The organism is Pseudoalteromonas sp. SANK 73390, from assembly GCF_054966645.1.
On record NZ_ARPN01000053.1, the window covers coordinates 84,316 to 109,199 of the forward strand.

Annotated in this window: 18 protein-coding genes; 10 read left to right on the plus strand and 8 right to left on the minus strand. The window is 40.1% G+C overall.

Features of this window, described 5'->3' with window-relative positions; genetic code table 11:
* The first annotated feature begins 110 nt into the window (after positions 1 to 110).
* Both katG and SANK73390_RS07260 read left to right on the plus strand, forming a co-directional pair.
* Positions 111 to 2,384: a catalase/peroxidase HPI gene (katG, locus tag SANK73390_RS07255; RefSeq protein ID WP_462765015.1), complete on the plus strand. Its 2,274-nt coding sequence runs from the start codon at positions 111 to 113 to the stop codon at positions 2,382 to 2,384.
* A 449-nt stretch (positions 2,385 to 2,833) separates the two neighbouring features.
* Complete coding sequence (locus SANK73390_RS07260; RefSeq protein WP_462765017.1) at positions 2,834 to 4,324, plus strand: calcium-binding protein; 1,491 nt, start codon at positions 2,834 to 2,836, stop codon at positions 4,322 to 4,324.
* 57 nt (positions 4,325 to 4,381) lie between these two features.
* Here the strand turns inward: SANK73390_RS07260 and SANK73390_RS07265 are convergent, their stop codons facing one another.
* The gene (locus SANK73390_RS07265; RefSeq protein WP_462765019.1) at positions 4,382 to 5,239 is read right to left on the minus strand and encodes a DMT family transporter; all 858 of its coding nucleotides are present in this window, start codon (positions 5,237 to 5,239) and stop codon (positions 4,382 to 4,384) included.
* A 243-nt stretch (positions 5,240 to 5,482) separates the two neighbouring features.
* A complete protein-coding gene (locus SANK73390_RS07270; RefSeq protein WP_462765021.1) occupies positions 5,483 to 6,091 on the minus strand; it encodes a LysE family translocator in 609 nt (202 codons plus the stop codon).
* Between the two features lie 107 nt (positions 6,092 to 6,198).
* Between SANK73390_RS07270 and SANK73390_RS07275 the strand changes: the two genes are divergently transcribed.
* The 3 genes from SANK73390_RS07275 (at position 6,199) to SANK73390_RS07285 (ending at position 8,790) form a co-directional block, all read left to right on the plus strand.
* Positions 6,199 to 7,068 (plus strand): LysR family transcriptional regulator, encoded by an 870-nt coding sequence (locus SANK73390_RS07275; protein ID WP_462765023.1) that lies wholly within the window; start codon positions 6,199 to 6,201, stop codon positions 7,066 to 7,068.
* A gap of 262 nt (positions 7,069 to 7,330) precedes the next feature.
* Positions 7,331 to 8,224 (plus strand): hypothetical protein, encoded by an 894-nt coding sequence (locus SANK73390_RS07280; RefSeq protein WP_462765025.1) that lies wholly within the window; start codon positions 7,331 to 7,333, stop codon positions 8,222 to 8,224.
* Positions 8,225 to 8,226: 2 nt separating this feature from the next.
* Positions 8,227 to 8,790, plus strand: a complete 564-nt coding sequence (locus SANK73390_RS07285; protein WP_462765027.1) for a hypothetical protein — start codon at positions 8,227 to 8,229, stop codon at positions 8,788 to 8,790.
* A gap of 68 nt (positions 8,791 to 8,858) precedes the next feature.
* On the opposite strand, the gene SANK73390_RS07290 is transcribed toward SANK73390_RS07285, so the two are convergent.
* The 3 genes from SANK73390_RS07290 to SANK73390_RS07300 form a co-directional block, all read right to left on the minus strand.
* Entirely contained in the window at positions 8,859 to 9,107 is a 249-nt protein-coding gene (locus SANK73390_RS07290; RefSeq protein WP_462765029.1) for a DUF3297 family protein, read from the minus strand.
* 266 nt (positions 9,108 to 9,373) lie between these two features.
* Complete coding sequence (locus tag SANK73390_RS07295) at positions 9,374 to 10,558, minus strand: alpha/beta hydrolase-fold protein (RefSeq protein WP_462765031.1); 1,185 nt, start codon at positions 10,556 to 10,558, stop codon at positions 9,374 to 9,376.
* 269 nt (positions 10,559 to 10,827) lie between these two features.
* Positions 10,828 to 11,727 carry a LysR family transcriptional regulator gene (locus SANK73390_RS07300; protein ID WP_462765033.1) on the minus strand — a complete coding sequence of 300 codons (900 nt, stop codon included), beginning with the start codon at positions 11,725 to 11,727 and terminating at the stop codon, positions 10,828 to 10,830.
* Between the two features lie 100 nt (positions 11,728 to 11,827).
* On the opposite strand from SANK73390_RS07300, the gene SANK73390_RS07305 reads away from it, so the two are divergent.
* On the plus strand, positions 11,828 to 12,535 hold the full coding sequence (locus SANK73390_RS07305; protein ID WP_462765035.1) for a CPBP family intramembrane glutamic endopeptidase: 708 nt from the start codon (positions 11,828 to 11,830) through the stop codon (positions 12,533 to 12,535).
* A 148-nt stretch (positions 12,536 to 12,683) separates the two neighbouring features.
* Here the strand turns inward: SANK73390_RS07305 and SANK73390_RS07310 are convergent, their stop codons facing one another.
* Positions 12,684 to 12,932 carry a hypothetical protein gene (locus SANK73390_RS07310; protein WP_462765037.1) on the minus strand — a complete coding sequence of 83 codons (249 nt, stop codon included), beginning with the start codon at positions 12,930 to 12,932 and terminating at the stop codon, positions 12,684 to 12,686.
* Between the two features lie 624 nt (positions 12,933 to 13,556).
* On the opposite strand from SANK73390_RS07310, the gene SANK73390_RS07315 reads away from it, so the two are divergent.
* Complete coding sequence (locus SANK73390_RS07315) at positions 13,557 to 16,127, plus strand: TonB-dependent receptor (protein WP_462765039.1); 2,571 nt, start codon at positions 13,557 to 13,559, stop codon at positions 16,125 to 16,127.
* Positions 16,128 to 16,456: 329 nt separating this feature from the next.
* On the plus strand, positions 16,457 to 17,806 hold the full coding sequence (locus SANK73390_RS07320) for a TonB family protein (protein WP_462765041.1): 1,350 nt from the start codon (positions 16,457 to 16,459) through the stop codon (positions 17,804 to 17,806).
* On the opposite strand, the gene SANK73390_RS07325 is transcribed toward SANK73390_RS07320, so the two are convergent.
* Positions 17,803 to 19,899: a winged helix-turn-helix domain-containing protein gene (locus SANK73390_RS07325; RefSeq protein WP_462765043.1), complete on the minus strand. Its 2,097-nt coding sequence runs from the start codon at positions 19,897 to 19,899 to the stop codon at positions 17,803 to 17,805. The genes SANK73390_RS07320 and SANK73390_RS07325 overlap by 4 nt on opposite strands.
* A 159-nt stretch (positions 19,900 to 20,058) precedes the next feature.
* On the opposite strand from SANK73390_RS07325, the gene SANK73390_RS07330 reads away from it, so the two are divergent.
* Positions 20,059 to 22,599, plus strand: a complete 2,541-nt coding sequence (locus SANK73390_RS07330) for a TonB-dependent receptor (protein ID WP_462765045.1) — start codon at positions 20,059 to 20,061, stop codon at positions 22,597 to 22,599.
* Between the two features lie 50 nt (positions 22,600 to 22,649).
* Here the strand turns inward: SANK73390_RS07330 and SANK73390_RS07335 are convergent, their stop codons facing one another.
* Positions 22,650 to 23,948, minus strand: coding sequence for a hypothetical protein (locus SANK73390_RS07335; RefSeq protein WP_462765047.1), 1,299 nt, complete (start codon positions 23,946 to 23,948; stop codon positions 22,650 to 22,652).
* A gap of 228 nt (positions 23,949 to 24,176) precedes the next feature.
* Here SANK73390_RS07335 and SANK73390_RS07340 point away from each other — a divergent pair, with 228 nt between their 5' ends.
* Positions 24,177 to 24,875: a fimbria/pilus periplasmic chaperone gene (locus SANK73390_RS07340; protein WP_462765049.1), complete on the plus strand. Its 699-nt coding sequence runs from the start codon at positions 24,177 to 24,179 to the stop codon at positions 24,873 to 24,875.
* The last annotated feature ends 9 nt before the right edge of the window (positions 24,876 to 24,884 follow it).

Below are 24,884 nucleotides of genomic sequence, written 5' to 3' on the forward strand. Positions count from 1 at the left end.
TTAAGACAATCGTTTTAATTCACTCATAAAATAGCCACTTTTTCCTATACTCTTTTCAACACAAAATAACTGCGAGTTTGCAGGGATAATGTAATTTAAAGGAAATTAACATGAATAAGCGACTATCGCTCAGAAGCGTCCTAGCTAGTAGCATCGGTATGCTATTGATATCAAGTCACACACTTGCACATAACCATGAGCAAGCGCAAATTAGCAAACCCAAAGGCGCTATGGGTAGCGGTGTTACGCAAGTTGGACAAGCAAAGCCTAATACCTTTTGGTGGCCCGAACAACTTGATCTTGCCCCGTTACGAGACCATGATGTACGCTCCAACCCATATGGTGAAAACTTTGATTATGCCAAAGCATTCAAAACCTTAAACCTCAGTGATGTAAAAAAGGATATTGATGCCTTACTTACTCAATCACAAGATTGGTGGCCAGCTGACTTTGGCAATTATGGACCGTTTTTTATTCGTATGACATGGCACAGCGCAGGCACATACCGTACGCTTGATGGTCGCGGCGGTGCCGGTGGAGGCCAACAGCGCTTTGATCCGCTCAATAGTTGGCCTGATAACGGTAATCTAGATAAAGCACGCCGCTTGCTATGGCCAGTAAAACAAAAATACGGTGAAGCACTTTCTTGGGCCGACCTGATGGTGCTCGCTGGTAATGTAGCATTAGAAAATATGGGTTTTCAAACCTATGGTTTTGCTGGTGGTCGCGCCGATGACTGGGAGCCTGATTTGGTTTACTGGGGCCCTGAAGTTGAAATGCTCGCCAGCGATAGAGAAAACCGCGATGGCAAGCTTCAGCGCCCATTAGGCGCAACACATATGGGGCTGATTTACGTCAACCCAGAAGGACCAAAAGGTAAACCAGACCCACTCGGCTCCGCTAAAAATATCCGTGTAGCTTTCTCTCGTATGGCAATGAATGATGAAGAAACACTGGCCTTGATTGCAGGGGGCCATACCTTTGGTAAAATGCATGGGGCGCACAAACCTGCAGATTGTGTTGGCAAAGAGCCTGGCGCTGCCGCAATTGAAGAGCAGGGTTTAGGCTGGAAAAATAAATGTGGAAAAGGCCATTCTGAGGATACTGTAACGAGCGGTCTAGAAGGGGCTTGGACGCAAGCACCTACTAAATGGACTTCTCTTTACTTAAGTAACTTATTAAACTTTGAATGGCAACAAACTCGCAGCCCAGCCGGCGCTATTCAGTGGACTCCAACGGATGAATCTTTGCACAAAGCGGTACCTGACGCGCACATAAAAGGTAAATATAACCCGCCCGTCATGACCACCGCTGATTTAGCGTTAAAATTCGACCCTGAGTATCGAAAAATTGCCGAACGTTTTTTGGCTGACCCTGATGAATACCGATTAGCATTTGCAAAAGCATGGTACAAACTTACCCACAGAGATATGGGGCCTGCACGTAACTTTTTAGGCGAAGAAGTACCAAAAGAAACCTTAATTTGGCAAGACCCTATTGATGAAACAACCATTTCTAAGTTAGATGGTGATGAAATCAATGCGCTCAAAAAGCAAATTTTAAATTCAAATGTAAATGTTTCAGAACTTGTTCGAGTGGCGTGGGGCTCAGCTGCCAGTTACCGTAATTCAGATATGCGTGGCGGTGCAAATGGTGCCCGTATTGCTCTGGCACCTCAAAAAAGCTGGGCAGTCAATAACCCGCAGGAAACAGCTAAAGTATTGGAGGTACTGAAGGATATTCAAACAGACTTTAACAACGGCTTTTTCAATAAAAGCCATATTTCGTTAGCTGATCTTATCGTACTAGGTGCCAGCGCAGCGATTGAACAAGCGGCTAAAGAAGCTGGTTATACCGTGTCAGTGCCATTTATACCCGGTCGTGGCGATGCAACACAAGCACAAACTGACATCAATGCTTTTAGCTTACTTGAACTCAAAGCTGATGCGTTTAGAAATTACTTTGATGAAAAAGCTAGCTATAAAACACCAACAGAAATGCTTGTTGATAAAGCAGATCAGCTCAATTTAAACGTGCCAGAAATGACCGTGCTGATTGGTGGTATGCGTGTGCTAGATGCCAATTATCAAGCAGCTAAACATGGCGTATTAACAGATAACCCTGGCACACTAACTAACGATTTTTTTGTTAATTTACTTGATATGTCAACCGTTTGGAGAAAGTCACAAGAAGCGGGCGTTTATCAGGGTTTTGACCGCCAAAGTAACGAGCAAAAATGGACAGCAACCTCTGTCGATTTAATCTTTGGGTCAAACTCCGAGTTACGCGCCATAGCTGAAGTATATGCCTTCGATACCTCTAAACAAAAGTTTGTTGAGGACTTTGTAAAAGCTTGGACCAAGGTAATGAACTTAGATAGATAACCTTACTTTAGGTAGCTCATATTCAACTTTGAATGTGAGCTACCTTCTGAGGTGTTCAAAAATCAGCTCCTGACCTTTGTCAGGATGACAAATATACCACAGGGTATAAATGTGCCACTTTGAACCCACCGACTCCCCCCTTAAACCCACCAACCGTCACCCTGAACTTATTTCAGGGCCTTTTATAAAGCATCGCAAATATTAGTGGAACAAATTGCCATTAGATGATTTACAGATTTTGCTTTTTAAATAGTCACGGATAACCAGTAGTGCCTTAATTCAGTCAACATAAACTCCTACAACCCAATCAAGTTCGTTTAATAAACTTCTACTACATTAAATTTGTTTGTTTTTTATTCCTCCACAATGCTTTCAATATTGTGATGTAGTCTCTGACTTAGTCATTTTTCACTCTCAACTCAAATTAAAACACTATCTAGGATCACACAATGGCATTTAAATTAAACTCAATATGTTTAGCCTTATCTTTGGGTATTACAAATTACGCATTCGCCGCATGTAATGGTATCGCCAATGGTGCGTCTGCTTATGTTCAAGGCACTACTTTAATCATTTCAGGTTCAAACGCTAGCGAGACTTTTACACTAACAAGCTCTAGTGATGCACTTACAGTGACACGAAAAGTTGGTAGCAGCACAAGTTGCGACACTTTTTATCTGAGCCAATTGAACAGTATCCGAGCCACATTAGGCAGCGGACATGACAACTTTGATGGCAGCAACGCTGCCCTAACTCAGGTTGTATATGGTAATAACGGTAACGATACTATTACCTCTGGCAGTAAGAATGACACGCTCTATGGTGGTGCAGGTAATGACACTCTATCGGGTAGCAGCGGCAATGACATACTATCTGGTGAAGCTGACAACGATGTGATCAATGGTGGTTACGGTAATGATCAGCTAAAAGGTGGTGACGGTCACGATAAATTATTTGGTGATTATAACAATGATGTGCTGTATGGCGAAAACGGCGGCGATTTGCTAATGGGAGGCCAAGGCGCTGACACACTATATGGTGGCAATGATAATGACTACCTAGGTGGCGGGTGTAGACTATCAAATGCAGGCAATGGCTATATTTACGAACAAGGTGCATGTAACAGCAACAAAGACGGTAACGATAAGCTATACGGTGGCAACGGTCACGACGTACTCAGTGGCGACAAGGGCGATGATCATCTTTACGGTGATGCTGGTAATGACTATCTCACGGGTAATGATGGTCGAGAAGACAGGTTACGTGGCGGCGATGGTGCTGACGCTTTACTTGAAAGTGGTAGTGGTAGTACTAATAAATGGCACAAATCATGGGGTAATAGCGGCGATGACCTGATGTTTGTTTATGACCAAAACTCAAGACAAGATGGTGGAAGTGGTAATGATGTCATTATTACTTCGTCCACTGAATATGATGCCAAGATTGACGGCGGCAAAAATGCCGATTATATCTGGACCGCTGATGCCGCACCTGAGGGAACATGTGGTAAAGGCAAAGATAAAGGCATGTTTTTTTTAGACAGTTGCGAAAGCACAACTTGGGTGAAAGACTATCAAGGCTTATTGTCAAAAGTAGATAAAAAAAGCAACTACGATAACCCTTACTACGACGCAGCCAATACAGTGGTCGAGATGTCTGGCTCATACAGTGGCTATGATAAAGGCTGGCGCAGCTTTAGTTATCGCCCTCATGCACTTTATAATATTCCTTCAAGCTCTGCATTTGCACGTTGGCTAAAAAACCAATCTGTAACCCCTTATTCTTATCACGAATGGCGAGTTGACTATCACATTGGATCAGGCATCTACGGAACCTATGTAAATTGTATGGAAAACAATGTCGCCTACATGTGTAAGCATATTATCCAACAAGAAAGTAAATGCTACGACAAATCAGGTGAGCTGATAACCTGTAGCTAATTAAGTACTAAGCCCGCAAAAAACATGTGCGGGCTTTTTTCTTTAACATCTATCACATCAGCTAGGGATGCTGCGTGCTTTTAGACGTTGATTTAACCACAGCGCTATCATCATGATCCCGCCACCTAATACCAATCGAGTAATATCTGCGTCTCGGTTCCAAATCAAAATATTAACCACAATCCCCGCTGGGATCAGCATATTATTCATTACCGCTAATGTACCAACATCGACTTGCGTTGCGCCTTTGTTCCAGGCAAAGTAACCCAAACCTGACGCTACCAGCCCAAGATATATTAAAACTCCCCACTGGATTGAGTTTGAAGGCAGGCGCGAACTATCTCCAAACACAGCAAAACACGTCGCGGATACCATCAAAGCGCCTATAAAAAACCAGCCAAACACGCTTTGCTGCTCCACGGCGCTGGTGTGCATAAGTCGCTTGTAACTTACTTGACCCATGGCAAAGCACAGGTTAGCTCCTTGCACCAGCATTAAGCCCAATACAAAGCTTCCATCAATACCTTGATAACGAATTGCAATAGCACCAAGTATGGCAATAACTGCCACAACTAAAAATTTAAGATTAAAGCGCCTTTCTAATAAGTCATTTAATAACGTGATATATAAAGGTGTCATCACCGTAAAGAGTAATACTTCGGGCACACTCAAAAATAAAAACGCGTGGTAATAAAAGCTATACATTATACCCAGTTGCACAGCACCAATTAGCATCAGCTTAACGACTAATAATTTTGGCATAACGGTTAATTTCAAAAAAGGCAAAAACACACAGGTAGCGAGTGCTATGCGTATAAAAGCACTAAACCATGCATCCACTTGGCCTGCTAAGTAGACCCCTATTAAGCTAAAAGAAAAAGCCCACAACAGTGTAACAGCAATAAGATAAAGCATAACGTCAGTTCATAGGTAAAAGCGCTATGGTACATAATCAGGAGTTCAGTTGCCATTTTACCTTGGCTTCACTATGCATGTTATAACCCACTGCAACTCTCTAACAAATAACACCTACCATAGAAGCTAAACAGAGCAATAAGTAGAGATTATCTAAGTTAATATTTGAGAGGACAAGGAAAACCACCCAAGGCGCTAAACATTATAATCATGGCTCTTGAAGCCAGCCTGAGTATACAGTGCTTATAAATCAAGCGCTTTTAAGAGCATATTAATACCCAAATAAAGTGCAATTACCACCAAACATCCACCCATCAAGGTATTAAACGTTTTAAGGTGTTGAGGCGTATGTATTAGCTCATTTATTTTGACACCAAATAGCGCCCATGCCGTAATAGATAAATAACAAACCATAAAATAAATCGCAACAAACACGGCCAATTGATAGTGAGACTCAGACAAATTAAACGCAGTAATGCCAACAATACATGCCCCCCAAGCTTTGGGGTTTAACCATTGTAATAAAAAGCCATGTATAAAACTGGGTTGTGTCGACGGAGTAATTCCAACTTTACCTTTACTAGTTAGTAATTTATATCCCATATAAAAAACATAACCATTACCAAGTAAACCTAATACATTGATTATTTGGTTATATTCACCAACTAACTGAACATAACTCAAGCCTAGTAAGTAGAGCAACAAAGTGAATCCAATTGTTGCACCAGATACAAATGGCATCGTTTTTTTTATTCCCAGATTAGTGCCTGTGGCTAAGGTAATTAAATTCACAGGCCCCGGTGAAATAGACATTGAAAGGGCAAATAAGCTCATTGCTAACATAATCGACATAAGTGTACTCCTACAGAATGTGTCCCTTATTGTAAGCAGCTAGACACACTTAAAACTAGATAGTACAATTTAAAATCACTGTTCTATAATATTTAACTATCCTAACTATGATCGACGAATTAAGGGCGCTGGCCATTTTTGCCGAGACTGTGAAAAAGGGCTCTTTTAGAGGGGCTGCTCGCTCACTCGGTTTGTCACCCTCAGTGGTTAGCTATCAAGTAAGTAATTTGGAAAAAAAACTTCATGTTGCTTTACTTTACCGCTCAACTAGAAGCTTATCATTAACTAGCGATGGTAAAGCATTATACCAACACGCTCTTATGATGCTTGAGGCAGCTCAGTCAGGTCTAGACACAGTGACAAATAATAAAGAACAACTGCGCGGCGAATTAACAATCACCCTCCCCACTGCATTGATCAAAGCGCCACTCACCCAAAAGCTTGCGCAATTTAGTAAGCATCACCCTATGCTGTCGTTAAATTTAGAATACAAAGATGAACGCAGTAACTTAATTGAGGAGGGCGTAGACTTAGCTATCAGAGCAGGAGCCATGACTGATAGTAACCTTAAGTCAAAACGTATCGGTGAGATAAAACGGCTAACAGTATGCTCTAGCGCTTTCTTTAAGTCTCAACCTAAACCAACAGCTATAAACGACATTGCACACTGGAACTGGATAAGCCTAGCTATGCTACCCAACGCTCGCATGCTCAAGAATGACCAAGGAAAGCACTATAAAATAGAATATAAAAGCAACATCTCTGTTAATAGTATTTGCGCCATGGTTGAGCTATGTGAGCAAAGTGTGGGAGTCGCAACGCCACCCGATTACCTAGTAGCAGAACTCATTGCGAGTCATTCGCTGGTCCACTTATTTCCTGACTGGAAAGTAGAAGGTATTCCTCTTTATGCGGTATGGCCAAACAATGTGCCGCAAAACGGGCCTGTCAAGTCTTTGCTCGCATACCTAATTTAATTGCATAACTATTCCCTATTTGACGCTTAAGCTCTAGACGTTAATTGACCCCTAGGTCTCCACCACAAAGGTAGTGTGCCAGTAATATTTATCTACCTACAGATGGAGGGTTACCGAAAAGAGTGATTTAAAAGCCTCATTTGTTAAATATTGGCTTCTTAAGCCACTATTTTTATTGTGAAAAATTCAACAATTTATTTACTAAATATGTGGAATTATATACTATCTCTGTCCCTAAAAATAAACAAAGAAAGAAATCAAGATGAAAAGAACGCTTTTATTTGGTTCTGTGTGTATTATTTTGCAAGGTTGTGCTGGAATGAAATATACCCCGATGACCCAACAAACTCGGGATGCCATAAAAGTCACTGAAGCATACAACTTAGTAATCCAAGACGAAGCAAAATTGGCTGTCAAATTATCTAATGTATCAGGCGTATTAGGCGGTGGACTGCTCGCTGCAGCAATAGATTCATCCATCAACGATGATAGAGCAATGAGCTCTTTAGAAATAGCAGAGCCTCTTCTTAACAACACACTAGATCTCAACTATCGAAAACTCTTTGTGCAACATTTCAACCCAGTTTTAGCCTCTGAGCTCAATGTCAAACAGCTAAAGCAAGAAGCAGAATCTGTCTTCCTTAACGACAAAGAAATAACTAAAAAAATTGCAAGCTTAAAAGAGGGCGAAGCTTTTTTATATACTTCTACTTTTTATCAGTTTTTTGATGATTTCAAAGTGCTTCAATTTGAAACGGTCGCAAACCTATACATCGCAAAGGATGGTAAGCCCACTGCAAGAAAACCAGATTACCGTAATTCATACATATATATCTCTGATAAAGTTGGTAGCGGTTTGTTTGATTCAATCCAAAAATGGAATGATAACGATGCAGAGCTTTACAAGAAAACCATTGCTCACAGCATCACACAAACCAAATCAATGTTTGAAACTGATATAAAAGCAACCCAAAGCCAAACATGTATATCTGGCACAGAATATACCTATTTTAATGTGCTAGGTGCAACTAAAAACAAAGCAATAATTATTTCAAAAGACAGCAACCGAGTACTACTTCGAGATACCAACGGTCATTTAGTAGACACCAACGACGAATTCCTTGGGAAAAGCATCAATAAACTATGTAAGGCATAATGATGAATAAAACCATGCTATTTGCCACAATGGCACTTGCTTTTACAGCTCATTCATATGCAATCACTGATGTTGCTATTGAATCCGTTAAGCTGTCAAAAAAAATGAAAGCACAACATACATCACTAATAGAGCAAGTACACCAATCTACTTGTCGCTTTTCGGTTAAACCCTATACAGATCATCGCCAAAATAAAGCAACTATTAGCTGGAGTGTGAATGCAAGCGATGTAAAAAAATGGCTGAACGCTTTGAGCACAAACTTAGTCGCTCCAATCACCCACTCAACAGAAAAAGTATTAGACATTGAGTTATCGCCACAATTAAAAAGGCTTTATACCTATAATGAATCAATGAATATCAATGGAATGGCAGTATCAACCGTTGACTTTAAAGTGAATGGTCAACCCTTTGAAACACAAAACTATCGTGGATTTTACTCTAAAACCAACTGGGCAAATGGAGATGGTGAGTTTATTGAATCGGCTGAGCGTGCAACCCACCAAATGATATTAAACATGCTTAGTGCACTACCGCAACTATGTAAAAAAGCCATAAGTGCATAATGTAAACTCTATCAGGTTCTCTTCCCGATACAAAGTAGAGTATGCACTCTAGCTTACTCTACTAACTTTTAACGATAAAATACTTCAACCGTACCTTTTGTTTTAATCAATAATGGTTGGCCGCGACGGTCTAGCGCTTTTGGCGATGCAACTTTAATCCAGCCTTCACTGATGCAATACTCTTCAACATCATTACGCTCTTTACCGTTAAAGTTTACGCCAATGTCATGCTTTAATACTTCTTCATTGTAATAGTGGCTACGTGGGTTAATTGAAAGTTGATCAGGGATCTCGGGTTTTGCTGTTGTGTCATTCATAATCATATTCTGTAATAAGTAAAAGATGCGCTATTGTAGGTAATACTCTGAACACGCTCAATAGCACATGTGTAAAAGCGAGTAATATAAATCGATTAACTCAGAATTATTTATGAGTTTAGGCAACGAATAGATTTTACCTGTTGCCTATAAACATCATTTTTTAGTCAGTTAGAGTAGCAACTCACTCAGCAATAACCAATTTGCTATGCACTACTCCCGAAGTACTCGCTTATCTAAGAAAATATCTATAAAAACCCTCGTACTCAACTCTCATTAAGTCGTTTTAATAGTCTTGCTCTTCTGTTCATATACACTTGGTATCCATCGTTGTCTTTTGATGCAAGTTCTAAGGCTGCATTCACACTTGTCAGCGCTTTTTGCCATTTGCCAGACTCTTCATAGCCATAAGCTAAACCATTATGAGCATCGGATGAATCAGGATATTTTTCGACATTATATTGGAAGACTTTTATCGCTTGTTCGTAATCTTTTTGACTAACAAAATGATAACCCAGCTCTCGAATTACCCATTCAGGGGCTTTTATCTCTTCGCCATGCTGCTGTGACACTCGAGCATAGTATTTGTCAATGGAAACTAACTCTCCAGTATAGTCATTGACTTGCATATATTCAGAGTGAAACAGATTGTGGAAAGCCCTAAAGCGCGCCGCTGTGCTGACTAAGTTATGTGGTACATCCTCAAATGAGTCATTTACCCAACGAACACCTTTAGGTTTATGCGCCATAATGCCAGCAATCATTCCATCGTAATAAGATCGCATAGGTGCCTGTTCATTCCCAATGGCTGTATATATAAATTGATTGAGTTGCTGATTTTTCTTTAAAAACTCGACAGTCGAATTACCTGTGGCACCTTCTGCCCACCATACTGCTGGACTGTAGGCCAGTACTGCATTGAAAAGATCTGGTCGTTTTTGTAGTGCAAATAGTGAAAATACACCTCCAGCAGACGCCCCAGCTATTACTCTATAATCATGAACGCGATACTCTTTCTCAACCAGTGGCATAAGTTCAGAGGTAATAAATTTAAGGAATTTAGCACCACCGCCGCCTAACCCTACTGGGCCTCTTGGGTCCTGATTTACAGTTGGGTAAAAGTCGCGTAAACGGTCTGTATTTTCAATTGCTACAATAATCACTTCTGGAGCGGCACGTTGAGATTGCAAGCTTTCAAGAACTGCGTTCATCTGCGCTAAATTACCGGCACCATCCAGTCGATATATTATAGGATATTTTTTGCTTGGGTTACTTGAGTAGCTTTTAGGTAATTGAATGACGACGGTGCGCTCTTCATTGAGAACTTTAGAGTTTATTGTCTCGGTATGAAGCTCGTAGGACTCTAATATCTGCGAACCCTGCGCATATACTATGGAGGGTATAAATACACATAAAATCCAAAAAATCACATGTCCTCTGAATCCTTTCATTTTTAGTTACCTTATATACTTATCATATTGAATCTTAATGATTCTCACATATTTACAAAGCATTCTCAACGCAGAAGTTCACTCCATTTATTTAATCAGAAACTATCATCATTGAAAAAATATCCCTTTATCGCTCTGTCACTTCATCAAAATCTAAATCGGTCGACCGCAATACGAACACAGCGACCATTTAAATTATTCAACCTCAACGACTGCTACTGGCCTGAACTGACTGCCCAATTTAGTGACGATAACCAATTTGCTATGCACTACTCCCATAGCATTCGCTTGTCTAAGAAAAAGTCTATAAAAGCCCTAACCTTGGGTTGGGCATGCCTCACATTATGAAAGTAAATATAAAGCTGTGCTTCTTTGTACCAATATTGTTCTAATAATGGCTGTAGTTGCCGCGCATTTAGCGCAGTTTGGATTTCTTTTTGCTCATGTGCTGCATTGATGATGCCCACCCCTGCAATAGCTAAATCCACAAGTCCTGTCACAGTGGCAACTGTTTGCTTTAACTCTTTATAAATTAGTCCTTGCTCATATAAAACCAACACATTTGATGGTTTATTATGTAAATATCCAACAAGGTAATGATGTTCTAATTCATCAAGCTTGGTTGGTATACCATACTTGTCTAAATAACTTGGCGCGGCAAAAATACCATATTCAGATTGCCACAATTTTTTGCATTTAAGATTTGGAGAGCGTTCGCCAAGATAATCACTCACTCCCCAAAAAATATCATAGTCATCATCGTTCACATCAATGATGGACTCTTTAACATCCAATTCCAGTTTAAGACTTGGGTAAAGCCCACAAAACTCACTAAGCCAAGGAATGACAGTTTCATTCAACAAATTATTAGACTGAGCGACAACTTTTAATGTCCCTTGCACATGGCCTGACATTTGCTCTAGCCAGTTGTCCATATCACGATGAGCTGCAATAACTTTATTCGCTTCAAGCTCAAATTGATGACCAAACTCTGTAAGTCGTAACCGTCGACCACTTCGCTCAAATAAAGGCTGGCCAAGCTGACTTTCAAGATTACTCATTTGCTTACTCATCGCCATAGCAGATAACGCTTTTACATCGGCCGCGCGACTAATTCCGCCATGTTTAGCAACCAACAAGAATGAATGAAGCAGGTCATTTTTGAGCATACAATAAACTTAAGGTTTAAATATCATAAAAAATAAGAATATTTCTTTATTAAGAGTTTGTCCATACGCTAAAACAAATCGACTCTTTAAGGTTAACAATATGAATATCGAATTATTATTAGTCACTTTACTATTATGTATGCTGGCTTATGAGATGTGTTACGCCAAGCAAACCAAAGAGCAACTCCTATCTGGTCAAAAAACAAAACTACAGTGTTATAAACAAACCGTTATTACACTGTGGGTGCCAACCATATTACTATTGATACTATTAATGTTTGGCACGCTATCACTCAAAGACCTCGGTTTAATCTCACCACTTAATATTCCGCTGTTGATTGGTGTAGCGTTAGTACTTACCACTTTAGGCTATTTTTATTTTTCATTGCGAATGGCGCAACAACCAAAGCAGAACCACAATCAAATTAAAGCGCAATTTAAAGGCCTTGAGTGGATCATGCCTAAGCATAAAGATGAACTTAATTGGTTTGTGTTTGGCGTGTCGTTTACAGCTGGTGTATGCGAAGAGCTGCTATTTAGAGGGTTTCTTATTCATTTTTTTGAACAATCAATAGGCACCGTTATCGCAGTCCTCATCTCTAGTGCTCTTTTTGGTGTATCTCATCTCTATCAAGGTTGGGGCAATGTGCTAAAAACCAGTGTAGTAGGTTTAATATTGGCACTTATCTATGTATGGACACAATCATTGTGGGTCGTTATTGTTTTACACTTTATGCTAGATGCATACGCTGGGTTATTATTTTTTATTGTAAGCCATAAACACCGAGCAGATAGCGGCAAAGCGTAACATGCTTATAATCTTATTAAATAAGTAACACACAGTTTTAGATTACAAAAGGAAGAGGCCACCCTTCCTTTAATCCATTTACGCCCTAAAGCGCACTTTAACGCTAATACTTTTAAAGATATGGCTATAATTTGGTTTTTCATACTCACTAATGAGGTTTTGGTATACCATTACGAACGAGTTCTTTGCCATTATCAAAAACTTCTTGCGTCACCCAGCGACCTAATAGAAGCTGATGCTTATCATCTAACACAGCCACAAATGGACGCCCATTACTATTGTTGGTAGCCAATGCTACACCTACCGCATTTTCTAACCCAAGCCCGCCTTTATCTACCGCTTGTAAGAATGATTCCAGCTCTTCAAGTGTATCAATTACATTGTTATCGTTGATCATTGTACTGCCTCATCTGTTAATAACTTACAACGCTTAGGATACCAGTTAGAATCAGACGATTAAATCTCTCATATAGCAAATGCCACTCATTTAAGGTGATGAGATTCTGAAGCAAGTTCAGAATGACAAAATAATTTTAACGATGATACTAATTAGTAAAACAGCAGAGCCTAAAAAACAGGCTGCGGTCTTCATAGCGAAAGTCGGATCTCTTAAACTACCGGCATTACTCATATATTACGGTTAATACCTAACGCTATCACAGGCTTTTTTAACCACTCTTTGCTAAAACGGCTTCAGACTAATCATTATCAAAAAGCGTTACTGCTTACCAAAAAGTATTTATGGAGCCTCATGCCGTTAAAAGTTCCCGTATTCTTATGCATAGTTGTGAATTTAACTAAATATATACATCTGCATTTTTAATTAAATTTAATTTATTCTTTCTTTATCGTCTAAATTTAAATTTTCTTCTCTTAATTTTCAAATACATAAACAAAAAATAGATTTAAAAAAATACAAATCACAACAATTCATTTCGATTCAAGATTTAACAACACCCCTAATGTTTAACTGAATACGTGGTTAACCACATTAATGTTATTAAGCACTTAAGGGGACGTTATGCTTCACAACAATAAGAAAAAATTGGCCGTTATAATCAGCCAATCATTACTGGGTTCGGCCCTACTGGCACCGGGAGTCTCACTGGCGAATGATGCCAATCAAGCAAATACTAATAGTGACGTAGAAGTCATTCAAGTCAGAGGGATTCGTGGTAGTGTCGTTAAATCTCTCAATACTAAAAGATACTCAGATGCGATTGTCGATGCTGTTACAGCGGAAGATATCGGTAAGTTCCCAGATCAAAACGTCGCTGAATCGCTGCAACGTATAACGGGTGTATCCATCACCCGTAGTTTTGGTGAAGGCGAGCGCGTGAGTATTCGCGGCACCGGTGAAAGTCAAAATAGGACTTTGCTTAATGGCCAAGCAGTTGGCTCTGCTGACTGGTGGACCAACTCTGCAGCGAGTCGTGGCTTTAACTATACGATGTTACCCTCAGAGATCATATCTGGGTTAGAAGTTTATAAATCACCTGAAGCAGATATTGATGAAGGCTCAATTGGTGGTACCGTGATCGTTCGCACTCGAAAACCTCTTGATTTAGAAGCAAATAAAATCTCTGGTTCCATTATTGCTCAACATAGTGAAGTATCAGGCGAAACAGATCCGCAATTGTCTGCGATGTATAATTTTAAAACCGAAGATGAATCTTTTGGTGCACTTATTTCAGTTGTTCGCCAAGAGCGCAACTTACGTCGTGATGGTATTGAAGCTTGGTCTTGGACCTATCGTGACATTACCCTAGCTGATGGCTCAGTGGAAGAAAATGTTTATAGCCCTGGTGGCGGTGGCTCTGCGATGTTCTCCCAACAGCGTGTTCGCACAGGGGCTAACCTCGCACTACAATATCGCCCTAGCGACGATTTAGATATCGCATTTAATGCACTAGATTCAACCCTTGAAGCCGACAATGAAAATCAAAACTTTCTGTGGTTACCGGGCTATGGCGGTTCGCAATATACCGATATTACAGTGATTGATCACAGTGTTGTGGGAAAAATGGCTGTCGGTGGTACGCTGGGTTTATCACCAGATGGCAACAACATTTTAGATGAAACTAAGGTTCGCAACTCTGAACTAAAAACTAAGTCATACGATTTAAAAGTTGAACATCAAGGCGAACTTTGGGAGTCTGCATACCACATCGGTTACACCGAGGGTTCTGGTGGCTCACAGGCTGATCGCTCAGTAGGCTGGGAGGGTAACTATGTGCATAGCTTTGATGCCTCACAAATCGAAGATATTCGCACCAGCTATGCCGCTAATCCCAATGATGGGGAAAAGTGGCATTTAGGCTTCTTGCGATATGACAGCAATGATGCCAAAGATGATGAACATTATTTTCAAGCCGACTTTACACGCCCTATCGACGTCGCCATTTTTAGTCAATTAAAAATGGGGGTAAAATATCGAGATCATAGTCGTTTTAATACCAAACACACAACAGATAACCGCACCGATCTTAATTGGCGCTTGGCCGATTTCTCCAAAGCAATGCCTGCAGATTATTTATCAGGATTAGGCTCAGATGGAACCACGCGCAGCTATGCGCTTACCGATGCAGACAAAATTCGTCAACAAGGCGATGCATTGGGGTGGAACTATCGCGTACTAAAGGCCAGTACCTTTGATATCAATGAAAAAATTACCGCCGCTTATATCAAAGCGAATCTAGATGCTGATGGACTGCGTGGTAATTTAGGTGTTAGGTTAGTGAATACTAAACAAACGTCTTCAGCTTACGCTGGCAAGTCTGGCTCAGAAGTATGGACCACACAAGAAAAAGATTACTTTGACATTCTACCCAGCTTGAACCTCGCTATTGATTTAGATGATGACTTACTTATGCGCTTTTCTGCGGCCCGCGTAATGTCTCGCCCAGATTATGCCGATATGACCGCCTCTACATCATACAACTTAGAAACACAAACAGGCACTGGAGGTAATGCTGAGATTGACCCTTATCGTGCCACTCAATTTGATGCTGGCATTGAATGGTACTTTAATGAGGCTGGTTTATTTTCTGCGGTACTTTTCTACAAAGATATTCAATCGTTTATTGAAAGCAAACCCACACTTGAAGTACACGAAAATACAGAAGTACTGATCAGTCGCCCCATTAATGGTAAGGCAGGTCGAATTCAAGGTATAGAGCTTGGCTACCAGCAAGAGTTATACGCAGGCTTTGGTGTCGCTGCCAATTACACCTATGTGGACGGTGAAGCAAAAGACAATGAAGGTAAGGATATTAAAATTCCTGGTAACTCTGAGCATACCGTTAACCTAAGCTCATACTATGAAAACGAATTCATCAGTGCCCGCATCTCATACAACTTTAGAACAGGCTATAATACTGGCCGTGATTGGCCTGGCTACATTGATGACTACGCTCAGGTTGATGCGAATATTACGTACAACTACAACGAAAATATTGCATTTATTGTTGAAGCCATCAACTTAACTGATCAACATACATTCAGCTATCAAAAAGAAGGGGTTAAGCAAGCGCTAACCGGGGTATATGCCGATGGAAGACGATTTAGTGCTGGCATTCGATTTAACTTTTAGCATCTAAAAAAAAGTTCACACATCATAGTATGTCACTGTAGAACCTCGATAAAGCGTAAGCTTTGTTGTAAATAATTAAGTCGTTTTCGTGCTAACACAGGTCGACTTAATATGCTCCCTGCCCGGAGCATCAAAAGCTGATAGCATTTGCTATCAGCTTTTATTATGCCAACTTTTTTAAACATTAAGTCATTTATCTATCGCAATATCTGCTCACTTATTTAATGCAATTGGTATTATTTATATTTGCGTTATATTGTGGTTAGATAATCAGTACAAACGCAATATGTTTAAAATAGGTATAAGTCAAAAGATGAGTAACCATTAAAATGTTCAACAACCTCATTACTTGGCTAATTATTTATTTTTTGTTGGGGTGTAGCTGGCTTGCCAAAGCTGATCTTTATAACGCGACGCTTGCCTATCAAAATACAAACTACCAATCAGCATTTGATGAGTTTACCCGCCTTGCAAAACTTGGCAACGCCGATGCCATGTATAATCTTGGCGTTATGTACTTGTACGGTCAAGGTGTAGATAAAAGCCAAGCTGATGCCTTTGCTTGGTTTTCGTTGGCTAAAGATTTTGGTATCTCAGAAGCATCGCAAACCGCACAACTCGTATTACAACAGTCAAGCACCCCCAACAGCTTAAAAACGTTTTTAAAATCGCAAAAAGTACGCTTAAACTCAACTTATCGTTTGGGGGCTACGCCGTCACTCCTAAACACAGCTCAAGATGATACTAACATTACTAAAACTCACAACGTATTACCCGAATACCCTAAAGAAGCAATGCGACAAGGCGTTGAAGGATGGGTATGGTTAGAGTTTGATGTTGATGCCAGTGGTAAAGTAACCAATATCGATATTGTCGATAGCTACCCAAAACACATTTTTACCGCCAGCTTACTCAATGCCGTAGAGAAATGGCGTTATAGTGGAGCGAAAAATAGCCACACCTTAATTTATCACTTCACAACTTACAAAGGGGAGCAATATCAAGCAACATTCGCAATCCAAAAAAAGACCTACGAAGCACAGCTGAGACAAAATATTGATGCCGCAGAGCAAGGCGTTGCTCAAGTACAATATTACATTGCTAACTGGCTGAGCATGAAAGACTTCAATGCTTATCAGTTATTGCGCTCTCACTGGCGTTCAGAAAATCCAGCGGATGACTTATATGTTGCTGCGGCCAAAAATGGGTTAGATTTAGCACAGTATCGTATTGCCAATGTCTTGTTAAACTCACACTCCCATAAGTTGGGAACGCTTTGGCTAGAGCATGCAGCAAACTCAATGGATGTTGCCAAATATCGCCTTGCTAGCATTTTGCTACAAAAAGAGCCTCATGACACTAAACTAGCTCAAGCCATTGAGCTACTTGAGCAAGCAAGCTCACAAGGCCACCTTCGTTCTATTTTGAAGTTAGTCAGCACCCATCTTGAAATTTCCAAAGATCTTATACAAGCAAGAAAGTGGCTCGACAAAGGCTTAAACTTAGACAGCACTCATCCACACCTATTATTACTCGCTGCAAAGCTGGCAAAGCTGGCAAAGTCATCACCTCAAGCTAAAGAGTTCGCACTACAATCTCTACAAGAAGCTCAGCAAAGGCGTTGGAACACACACGCCATCACCCAATTTTTAAAAGAGTTAAATCATAAGCATAACTAATACTGCAACAACACAATATCACTCTCATAATTGTTAATTCGATTGAATATCACTTTAGTGCCATCATAACTTGATAAAACTTGTAGCTCTGAAATACCTGAATATAAATGTAATCCGATAGGTTGAATTAATTCGAGTTTACTCTCATGTGTTAAGTAACGATAAAGTATGAGTTGATGACCCCTTTTTAGGACAAAATAAACGCCATCTCGATACACGGCAGGTTGATATAATGAGAGTGATACACGCAACTGCTCAACATCAAACTGGCTATCTAATTTGTTTATTAAGTAGTCACGAACTTGGGCTTGGTAATCAGTAAAGCTGAGATTACGCTCAGCTAATGCAAGTTCATGCTCAACAACACTTTGCATATATTGCTCGGAGCGACCTTGCGATAAATTAAACTGCCAACGTTGCCATGATTGCATTTGCGACAGTTTGGCTTGGTAATGTAAAACCTTTCCATCTTTAGACCAATGTAAGTTTGCGATTTGAGCAAAATTATCGATGATTTTTTTTACTTCTTTGGTAAATGCATTCACTAAAAACACCTTGTTCGATTTTGACATTACTGCCAAATAATCACCACTAGGTGACAACAGTAACAAAGCGGGTATTTCACCTAAGGGTAAAGTGCCAAGGAGACTGGAAGTTGGTCTAAATGCATGTTTGTACCACAGTTCAAATTGCTGGGCGTTTCTATTTTCGGCCCCCACTGAAGCATAAATAAAGCTTGCCCCATCTTGTGATAACGTAGCGATTAAATCCATCCGAGCAGGAGAGGTTAACTGTTTTTGCGCGCTCACAACTGATTCGTTTATTTCAAGCTGATAAAAATTAACTTCAGCAACCCCCTCCGTATGAGCTGAAACAGATGCCACAGCATTCACATCTAATTCTGATATCGTACCAAAACCTGAATATAATGTTTGCTTATCATGTGATTCCCATAACTCAATATTTTGCTTTGCAACAACTACCGTGCCAAGTGCTCGCCCCTGACTGATAGCTGAATAAGCTTGCTTTGAGACTCTGGTTGTCATATTTTCAGTTTGCTTCAAGTTATTCAATTCAGAAAAGTATATTCCTTGTTCTTTTGACTGATATAGTAAGCTTTGATGCTTTACCTGATAATGAGTAATATCACGAAAGGGTAACGGTTTTTTTTCTATTACGCGCATAAGTTCATCGTCAATTAAAATATGTACCGACTGCAAATATGCGCCGTGTTTATCCCATGCTTTAGTAATAAAATGACCCGCCTGATACTCCAACCAAGGTGCAGAGTCCTGTGCGCTATTGCAACTATCTAATAGATTGTCTCTGGCCAAACGCCACGTCTCAACAGGGCCTTTAATGTTTAACGTACGTACCTCGCAAGAAAACGGATCGGAGCGAGAATAGATGAGCCAATTACCATCACTTGACCAACTCGCTGACTCTTCACTGTAACCGCTACTTTTTATAGTATGGGTAATCTTTGTTTCTAAGTCGTACACAGCTAAATCGAATTGATCAGCACCTTCAGCAAGATAACTGTAGGCAAGGTATTTGCCATCTGGTGAAAAGCGAATAAACACTTCAGCACCGGGTGATGAAGTAATTCTCGTTGCAGATAAATAGCTTTGCTGTGTTTTACTTTGCCACAGTTCAACTGCGAACTTAGTGAACACACTCACAAGTAAGCCAACCGTAAACCCTATCAAAGCAAATTGAACCCCGCGACCGCGAGATATCTCTTCAATCTGCTCAAGCAGCGTCGGCGCTTTTTCTATCTGCGCAATACACTGATAGCCCAAACGGGGCACCGTTTTTATTATTTTAGGATCGGAAGGATTATCACCGAGTAGTTTTCTAAGTTGAACCACCAACTGGCTCACTGAGTTATCGCTAACAATCGTGCCCGGCCATACAGTGTTGAGGATAACTTCACGCGTAACAACCTGCCCTTTGTTGATAATCAGTAGGCGCAATAATTCGGCATGCTTCACTTCGATGCTTCTTTTAGAGCCGCCAACTTGTACCGACAAACTGTCAAAGTCGACTAGTATCTCATTGATTAAAAAACGTTTATTTAGGTTATCAACCATCCTCGACTAAAACTTTGTATAACTATGGTTAGGCTTGTAATAAAAGCGTATTATGGTATCAATCAAAGGTAATTAGCTTGTATTTTAAGTTGAGCACAATGAAAAAAAATCTTCCCCTTACAACTGCTTCCAGCATAATCATCATTGTAAATTCAAGCTATGCAGCAGAGCAAATTCAAGCACCTAAAAAACCCCCTTGAACGCATAGAAATTCGTGCCTTTAGTGACAGCGTTGTCAAGTCTCTCAGTAATAAACGCCACAATCAACAAATTTCAGATACGGTAAGCTCTGAAGACATCGGAAAATTTCCAGATAAAAATGTAGCTGAAGCTTTGCAACGACTCACGGGAGTATCACTCTCCCGGGCACAAGGTGAAGGTGAACGTATTGGTGTTAGGGGCACAACACCTGAGCAAAATAGAACGTATTTGAACGGGCAATACCTTGCATCGGCTGACTGGTGGATCTCAAGCCAACCCAGTAGAGGGTTTAACTTTACACTGTTACCTAGTGAAATTGTGTCAAGCTTAGAAGTAGTAAAAACACCTCAAGCTTCGCAAGATGAAGGATCACTGGGTGGTGCTATCAATATAAAAACACGCGATCCCTTGCTCACACCCTCTGGTTACACAGTAGTCACAACGCAGCTTCAATACAATGATTTGAGCAATAAGGTAGACCCACAATTGTCCGCCATCTATAACTACCATAGTGACCGTGGTGATTATGCTATTTTATTCACCGCGACCAGCCGAAACCGCAGCCTAAGACGCGATGGCTTAGAATCATGGGGCTGGCATGAGCGTACTTTGTATCAAGGCCGCAATGATCATTGGTTTGCTCAACCGCAAACTGAATCAAGTAATAATCAAATGCTGTGGTTCCCTGGCGGTGGTGGCTCGGCGGTTTTTCAGCAAAAGCGCGCACTTGACGCTTTCACTATCAATACATCTTTACAGCTTACGCCGCGCCTACGCCTTAATGGTCACTTACTTTACTCTCATCTTGATGCCGACAATAATAACCAAAACTTTTTATGGCAAAGTGCTAAATCAATCGATTTAGGTGGCGCAGTAACTCATTTAGAAACAATAGATAACACTGTAACGAGTGCGACATATTTATCCACCGCAGCCCCCTTTAACACCAGCATGGAAGCCATCTGGCGAGACTCTCAGCTCAGTACGAAAAGTGTACATTTTGACTTACTTTACGATGGTATCTACTGGTCAAACCAACTGCAAGTCGGCTTTAGTCATGGTGAAGGTGGCACGAAAGAAGATATCACCGCACAATTTTCAGCAAATACCGAGTTTTCGGTGAATACATCTCAACCGAAAAATATAATTGCCAAATATGCCATTCCGGTACATAAGGGAAGTAACTGGCTGCTAAGTGAAGCGAGAAATGACAGCCAAACAGGCAAAGATAAAGCCTACTTTGTACAAGCAGACTTTACCTATGACATTCATTATAAAAAAGTAGCAGCCATTAAATTTGGTATAAAATTGAAAGATCACCAACGTGACTTTTTACGCCATCGCTCAATCGGTGGCGGGCTAGATGGGCTCGCAGGCCAGCTTGGCACCACATTAGCCAGTTATCCCGCGAAGTTTGTTGATGATTACCTCACGGGGATTGGTAATTCACAAACGCTAAAGCATTATAGCTATGCCAATATCAACGCACTTGCAATAGACTTCAATACACTTAATTTTGAACAAGTTGTTGAAAAAGCAAGTCGTTTTAATATTGCTGAACAAACGTTAGCAAGTTATGGACAACTACAATTAGCAGGTGAGCACTTCGACGCTAATATTGGTATTCGTATGGTAAAAACCTTTCAAGATTCGGGCGCATATAAACGCGTGGCTTCCCCTATCGAATCACCAGATAGCTATATGTGGTACCAAGACAACAGAAACTATACCGACATTTTACCCAGCGCCAATCTCAAAGTTGATATTAATGATGACTTAGTCGCACGCTTTGCTATGGCTAGAGTGATGTCTCGCGCACAATTTCATCACCTTATGCCCTCTACCAATTACAATGTAACACAAGCCCAAGGGCAAGGCGGTAATGCCAATTTAGACCCTTATCGTGCCGCGCAATTTGATGCCAGTATCGAGTGGTACTTTGCTGATGCAGGACTTGCTTCTATCGCAATATTTAATAAAGATGTTGAGTCTTTTATCGAGTTTGAACGCAAACTTGAGCGCCACGAAGGTATTATAATGTCGATTGACCGGCCAAATAACGGCACCGGAGGAAGTATTAGAGGTGCTGAGCTAAGTTACCAACAAGCATTGGCTTATGGCTTTGGCATCATTGCTAATTATACCTTTGTAGATGGCGAGCGTGACCATACCAATTTGAAGCTAAAAAATAATGTACCTGGTACATCAAAACATAGTACCAATCTCACGGCTTATTATGAAAATCATATAATAAGTACCCGCCTAAGTTATAACTTTCGAACTCAATTTGCCACAGGCGTGGGTGAAACTATGATGGATAGCTATGGTCAATTAGATGGTAGCCTGAGTATTAAACTAACCCATAACCTTGATGCACAGTTTGAATTTATCAATTTAACCAATGAACATGTTTACACTTATGATCGCAACGCATATGCACCAACTGGTGTGTACGCTAATGGTCGACGTTATTACGCTGGTTTAAGGTATCAGTTTTAAAGGTAGCTAATTTATATTTTTATCAAACACTTGGGCTTACTTTAAACATTTTACTCTCCAAAAATCAATGAGGTTTGCTTTACCCAAGTAAGTAAGCCAACATTTTTGGGTATATCCGCTTCCTCAGCGCTTTTATAGATTTGCTTAATTTGATATTGCTCAAATTCGCGAGTAATTGAACCTAACCGCGATGTCATCCACACCTCTATGGAATCTGCATAATTATAAATTTCGGGCTTTGCATCCACATCTTTATTTATAGCTTGCCAAATAGTATTTTGCATTTGAGGAGGTCGCTCTTTTACATGCTCAATCACATTTTCAACCCAAGCAGTGCCTCGACTTTCATATGCATGTAATAGCTCACTGTAAAATCGACTGCGTTGAGAATCTGATGGTAAACTGTCGGTATATAAAACATAGCCACCTAGTGAACTTTCATAGGCACTCGTGTGCTCATCAATATTGAGTTGCTGGCTAATATATGCAAACACATTATTGTCACTTTGCTTTTGAGCATTACTAAGCATAGCCATAAATGAGGCTTGCTCATTGCGCTTAACCGTTTGAGCCATATCAATAATACCTTTACTTTGCGCAAAGCTACTTTGCTGCAGATGCCCATTAATATTTTGCATATCACCCTGTGTATATTTATTGCTACTAAGCAAATCAACATACTTGTGAGTTAGTTTATTATTTGCAATTCCTTGCATAAAAAGCGGATGAAAGTCTGCCGATTTTGAATATATATGAAGCTCAATATGACTAATCGACTGAGCTGGCAGAAGAAGCTTTGCTGAACTAATCGGTGCCGACTCTTCTTGCTCTGATAACTTCAGCAATGTTTCAACTGAGCTTTTGATCTCATCTTCGGACATTTTACTCATCACATTGATAAGCTCTTGCGCTTTCTCTTTCGCTTTATCACTAAATGCTCCACCCAATTCAAATGAGCGTGACAACACATCAACAAATTTATTGAGTGTCTCATCATTCATTTTATCAAGCAGGGTTAAATACTCTTTTGAAGGCGTATAGGCACGCAAAATATCACTTTTATCTTTGCTAAGCCTATCTTGGTGCTTTAAAAATGCTTCTATATCATCAACCTGAGTGAGATTGCCATAGCGATATTCTGGCGCTTCATTTGGATTAGATAGATTGATAATTGCGTATTTGTGCGCCCGCGTTGCAAATTGAATTAACTTGGGATCATCTTCTATGTCAGTTTGTGCTTTGTTTTTTAATGCTGTATCGAGGCTTAGTAATTCATTTTTTGATATTAAAGCGCTGGATTTACGTGTAAAAGCACTTAAATCAAGATATTGATCAGTTTTGATTTGCATGATGATATCCTTATACATGTCATAATATTAATATCGACAGACTACTCACTTACTTGAATACTTATTGCTAATTTTTATGATTACCCTGCCTACCAAACATACAATATGAACAACAAAAAGGCTTTGTTTAGCCAATATTTATCTTAACTTCATAAATTATGCTTGTATTAGCAAATACAAAAGGTATCGTATTGCAAAATATTAAGTCACGTTTTTAAGTAAAAAATCATGATGCGTAAATTGTTGTTACTACTGTGGTGTTTATCAACCCCGATCATGGCCTATCAAGTTCAACCTATGATTGTCGACCTTGCAGCACATGGTAAAAAATCCGTTGTGACATATCGCCTACAAAATCAAAGTGACAGTGCCCTACCTATAGAAATAGAAGTATTTAAGCGCACCTTTGATAAAGACCAAAAAGAAGTGTTGGTCAGCGCTGAAGAAGACTTTATTGTTTTACCGCCGCAAATTGAAGTACCTGCAAGGGGCTATCAAGTTTTTCGAGCAAAATACCTTGGCTCGCCCGAGTTAAAACAGACAAACTCATATCGCATTGTATTTAAACAACTTCCATTACCAAATGAAGAAGAAAAGTCTGGGGTAAAAATGGTCTTCAATTTTGCAACTTTAGTCTTTGTTAGCCCCAACGGTATTCAAGCCCAACAAAAAGCAACTTTAGATTGCAGTGAGCTTGTTGATTGCAATTTAACAATTGAGAATGAAGGTGAGCGAGTATTAGACTTATCTCACTTTGAATATCGTTTCCATCAACAAGAAACTAAGGTTCGCTGGACTGAATTTCAAGCAGTCACCTCCGGGCGCTTTATCATGCCGGGGCACTCTATGGTTGTTAATCTACAGCCACTACTCAATGGTAAAGTGACCAAAAGCGCAACCCTCATTAACCTTCTTGCTCCAAAGTAATATATTAAT

Coding starts and splice junctions, on each gene's coding strand:
- katG (WP_462765015.1), top strand. CDS start 111: ATGAATAAGCGACTATCGCTCAGAAGCGTCCTAGCTAGTAGCATCGGT.
- SANK73390_RS07260 (WP_462765017.1), top strand. CDS start 2,834: ATGGCATTTAAATTAAACTCAATATGTTTAGCCTTATCTTTGGGTATT.
- SANK73390_RS07265 (WP_462765019.1), bottom strand. CDS start 5,239: ATGCTTTATCTTATTGCTGTTACACTGTTGTGGGCTTTTTCTTTTAGC.
- SANK73390_RS07270 (WP_462765021.1), bottom strand. CDS start 6,091: ATGTCGATTATGTTAGCAATGAGCTTATTTGCCCTTTCAATGTCTATT.
- SANK73390_RS07275 (WP_462765023.1), top strand. CDS start 6,199: ATGATCGACGAATTAAGGGCGCTGGCCATTTTTGCCGAGACTGTGAAA.
- SANK73390_RS07280 (WP_462765025.1), top strand. CDS start 7,331: ATGAAAAGAACGCTTTTATTTGGTTCTGTGTGTATTATTTTGCAAGGT.
- SANK73390_RS07285 (WP_462765027.1), top strand. CDS start 8,227: ATGAATAAAACCATGCTATTTGCCACAATGGCACTTGCTTTTACAGCT.
- SANK73390_RS07290 (WP_462765029.1), bottom strand. CDS start 9,107: ATGAATGACACAACAGCAAAACCCGAGATCCCTGATCAACTTTCAATT.
- SANK73390_RS07295 (WP_462765031.1), bottom strand. CDS start 10,558: ATGAAAGGATTCAGAGGACATGTGATTTTTTGGATTTTATGTGTATTT.
- SANK73390_RS07300 (WP_462765033.1), bottom strand. CDS start 11,727: ATGCTCAAAAATGACCTGCTTCATTCATTCTTGTTGGTTGCTAAACAT.
- SANK73390_RS07305 (WP_462765035.1), top strand. CDS start 11,828: ATGAATATCGAATTATTATTAGTCACTTTACTATTATGTATGCTGGCT.
- SANK73390_RS07310 (WP_462765037.1), bottom strand. CDS start 12,932: ATGATCAACGATAACAATGTAATTGATACACTTGAAGAGCTGGAATCA.
- SANK73390_RS07315 (WP_462765039.1), top strand. CDS start 13,557: ATGCTTCACAACAATAAGAAAAAATTGGCCGTTATAATCAGCCAATCA.
- SANK73390_RS07320 (WP_462765041.1), top strand. CDS start 16,457: ATGTTCAACAACCTCATTACTTGGCTAATTATTTATTTTTTGTTGGGG.
- SANK73390_RS07325 (WP_462765043.1), bottom strand. CDS start 19,899: ATGGTTGATAACCTAAATAAACGTTTTTTAATCAATGAGATACTAGTC.
- SANK73390_RS07330 (WP_462765045.1), top strand. CDS start 20,059: ATGCAGCAGAGCAAATTCAAGCACCTAAAAAACCCCCTTGAACGCATA.
- SANK73390_RS07335 (WP_462765047.1), bottom strand. CDS start 23,948: ATGCAAATCAAAACTGATCAATATCTTGATTTAAGTGCTTTTACACGT.
- SANK73390_RS07340 (WP_462765049.1), top strand. CDS start 24,177: ATGATGCGTAAATTGTTGTTACTACTGTGGTGTTTATCAACCCCGATC.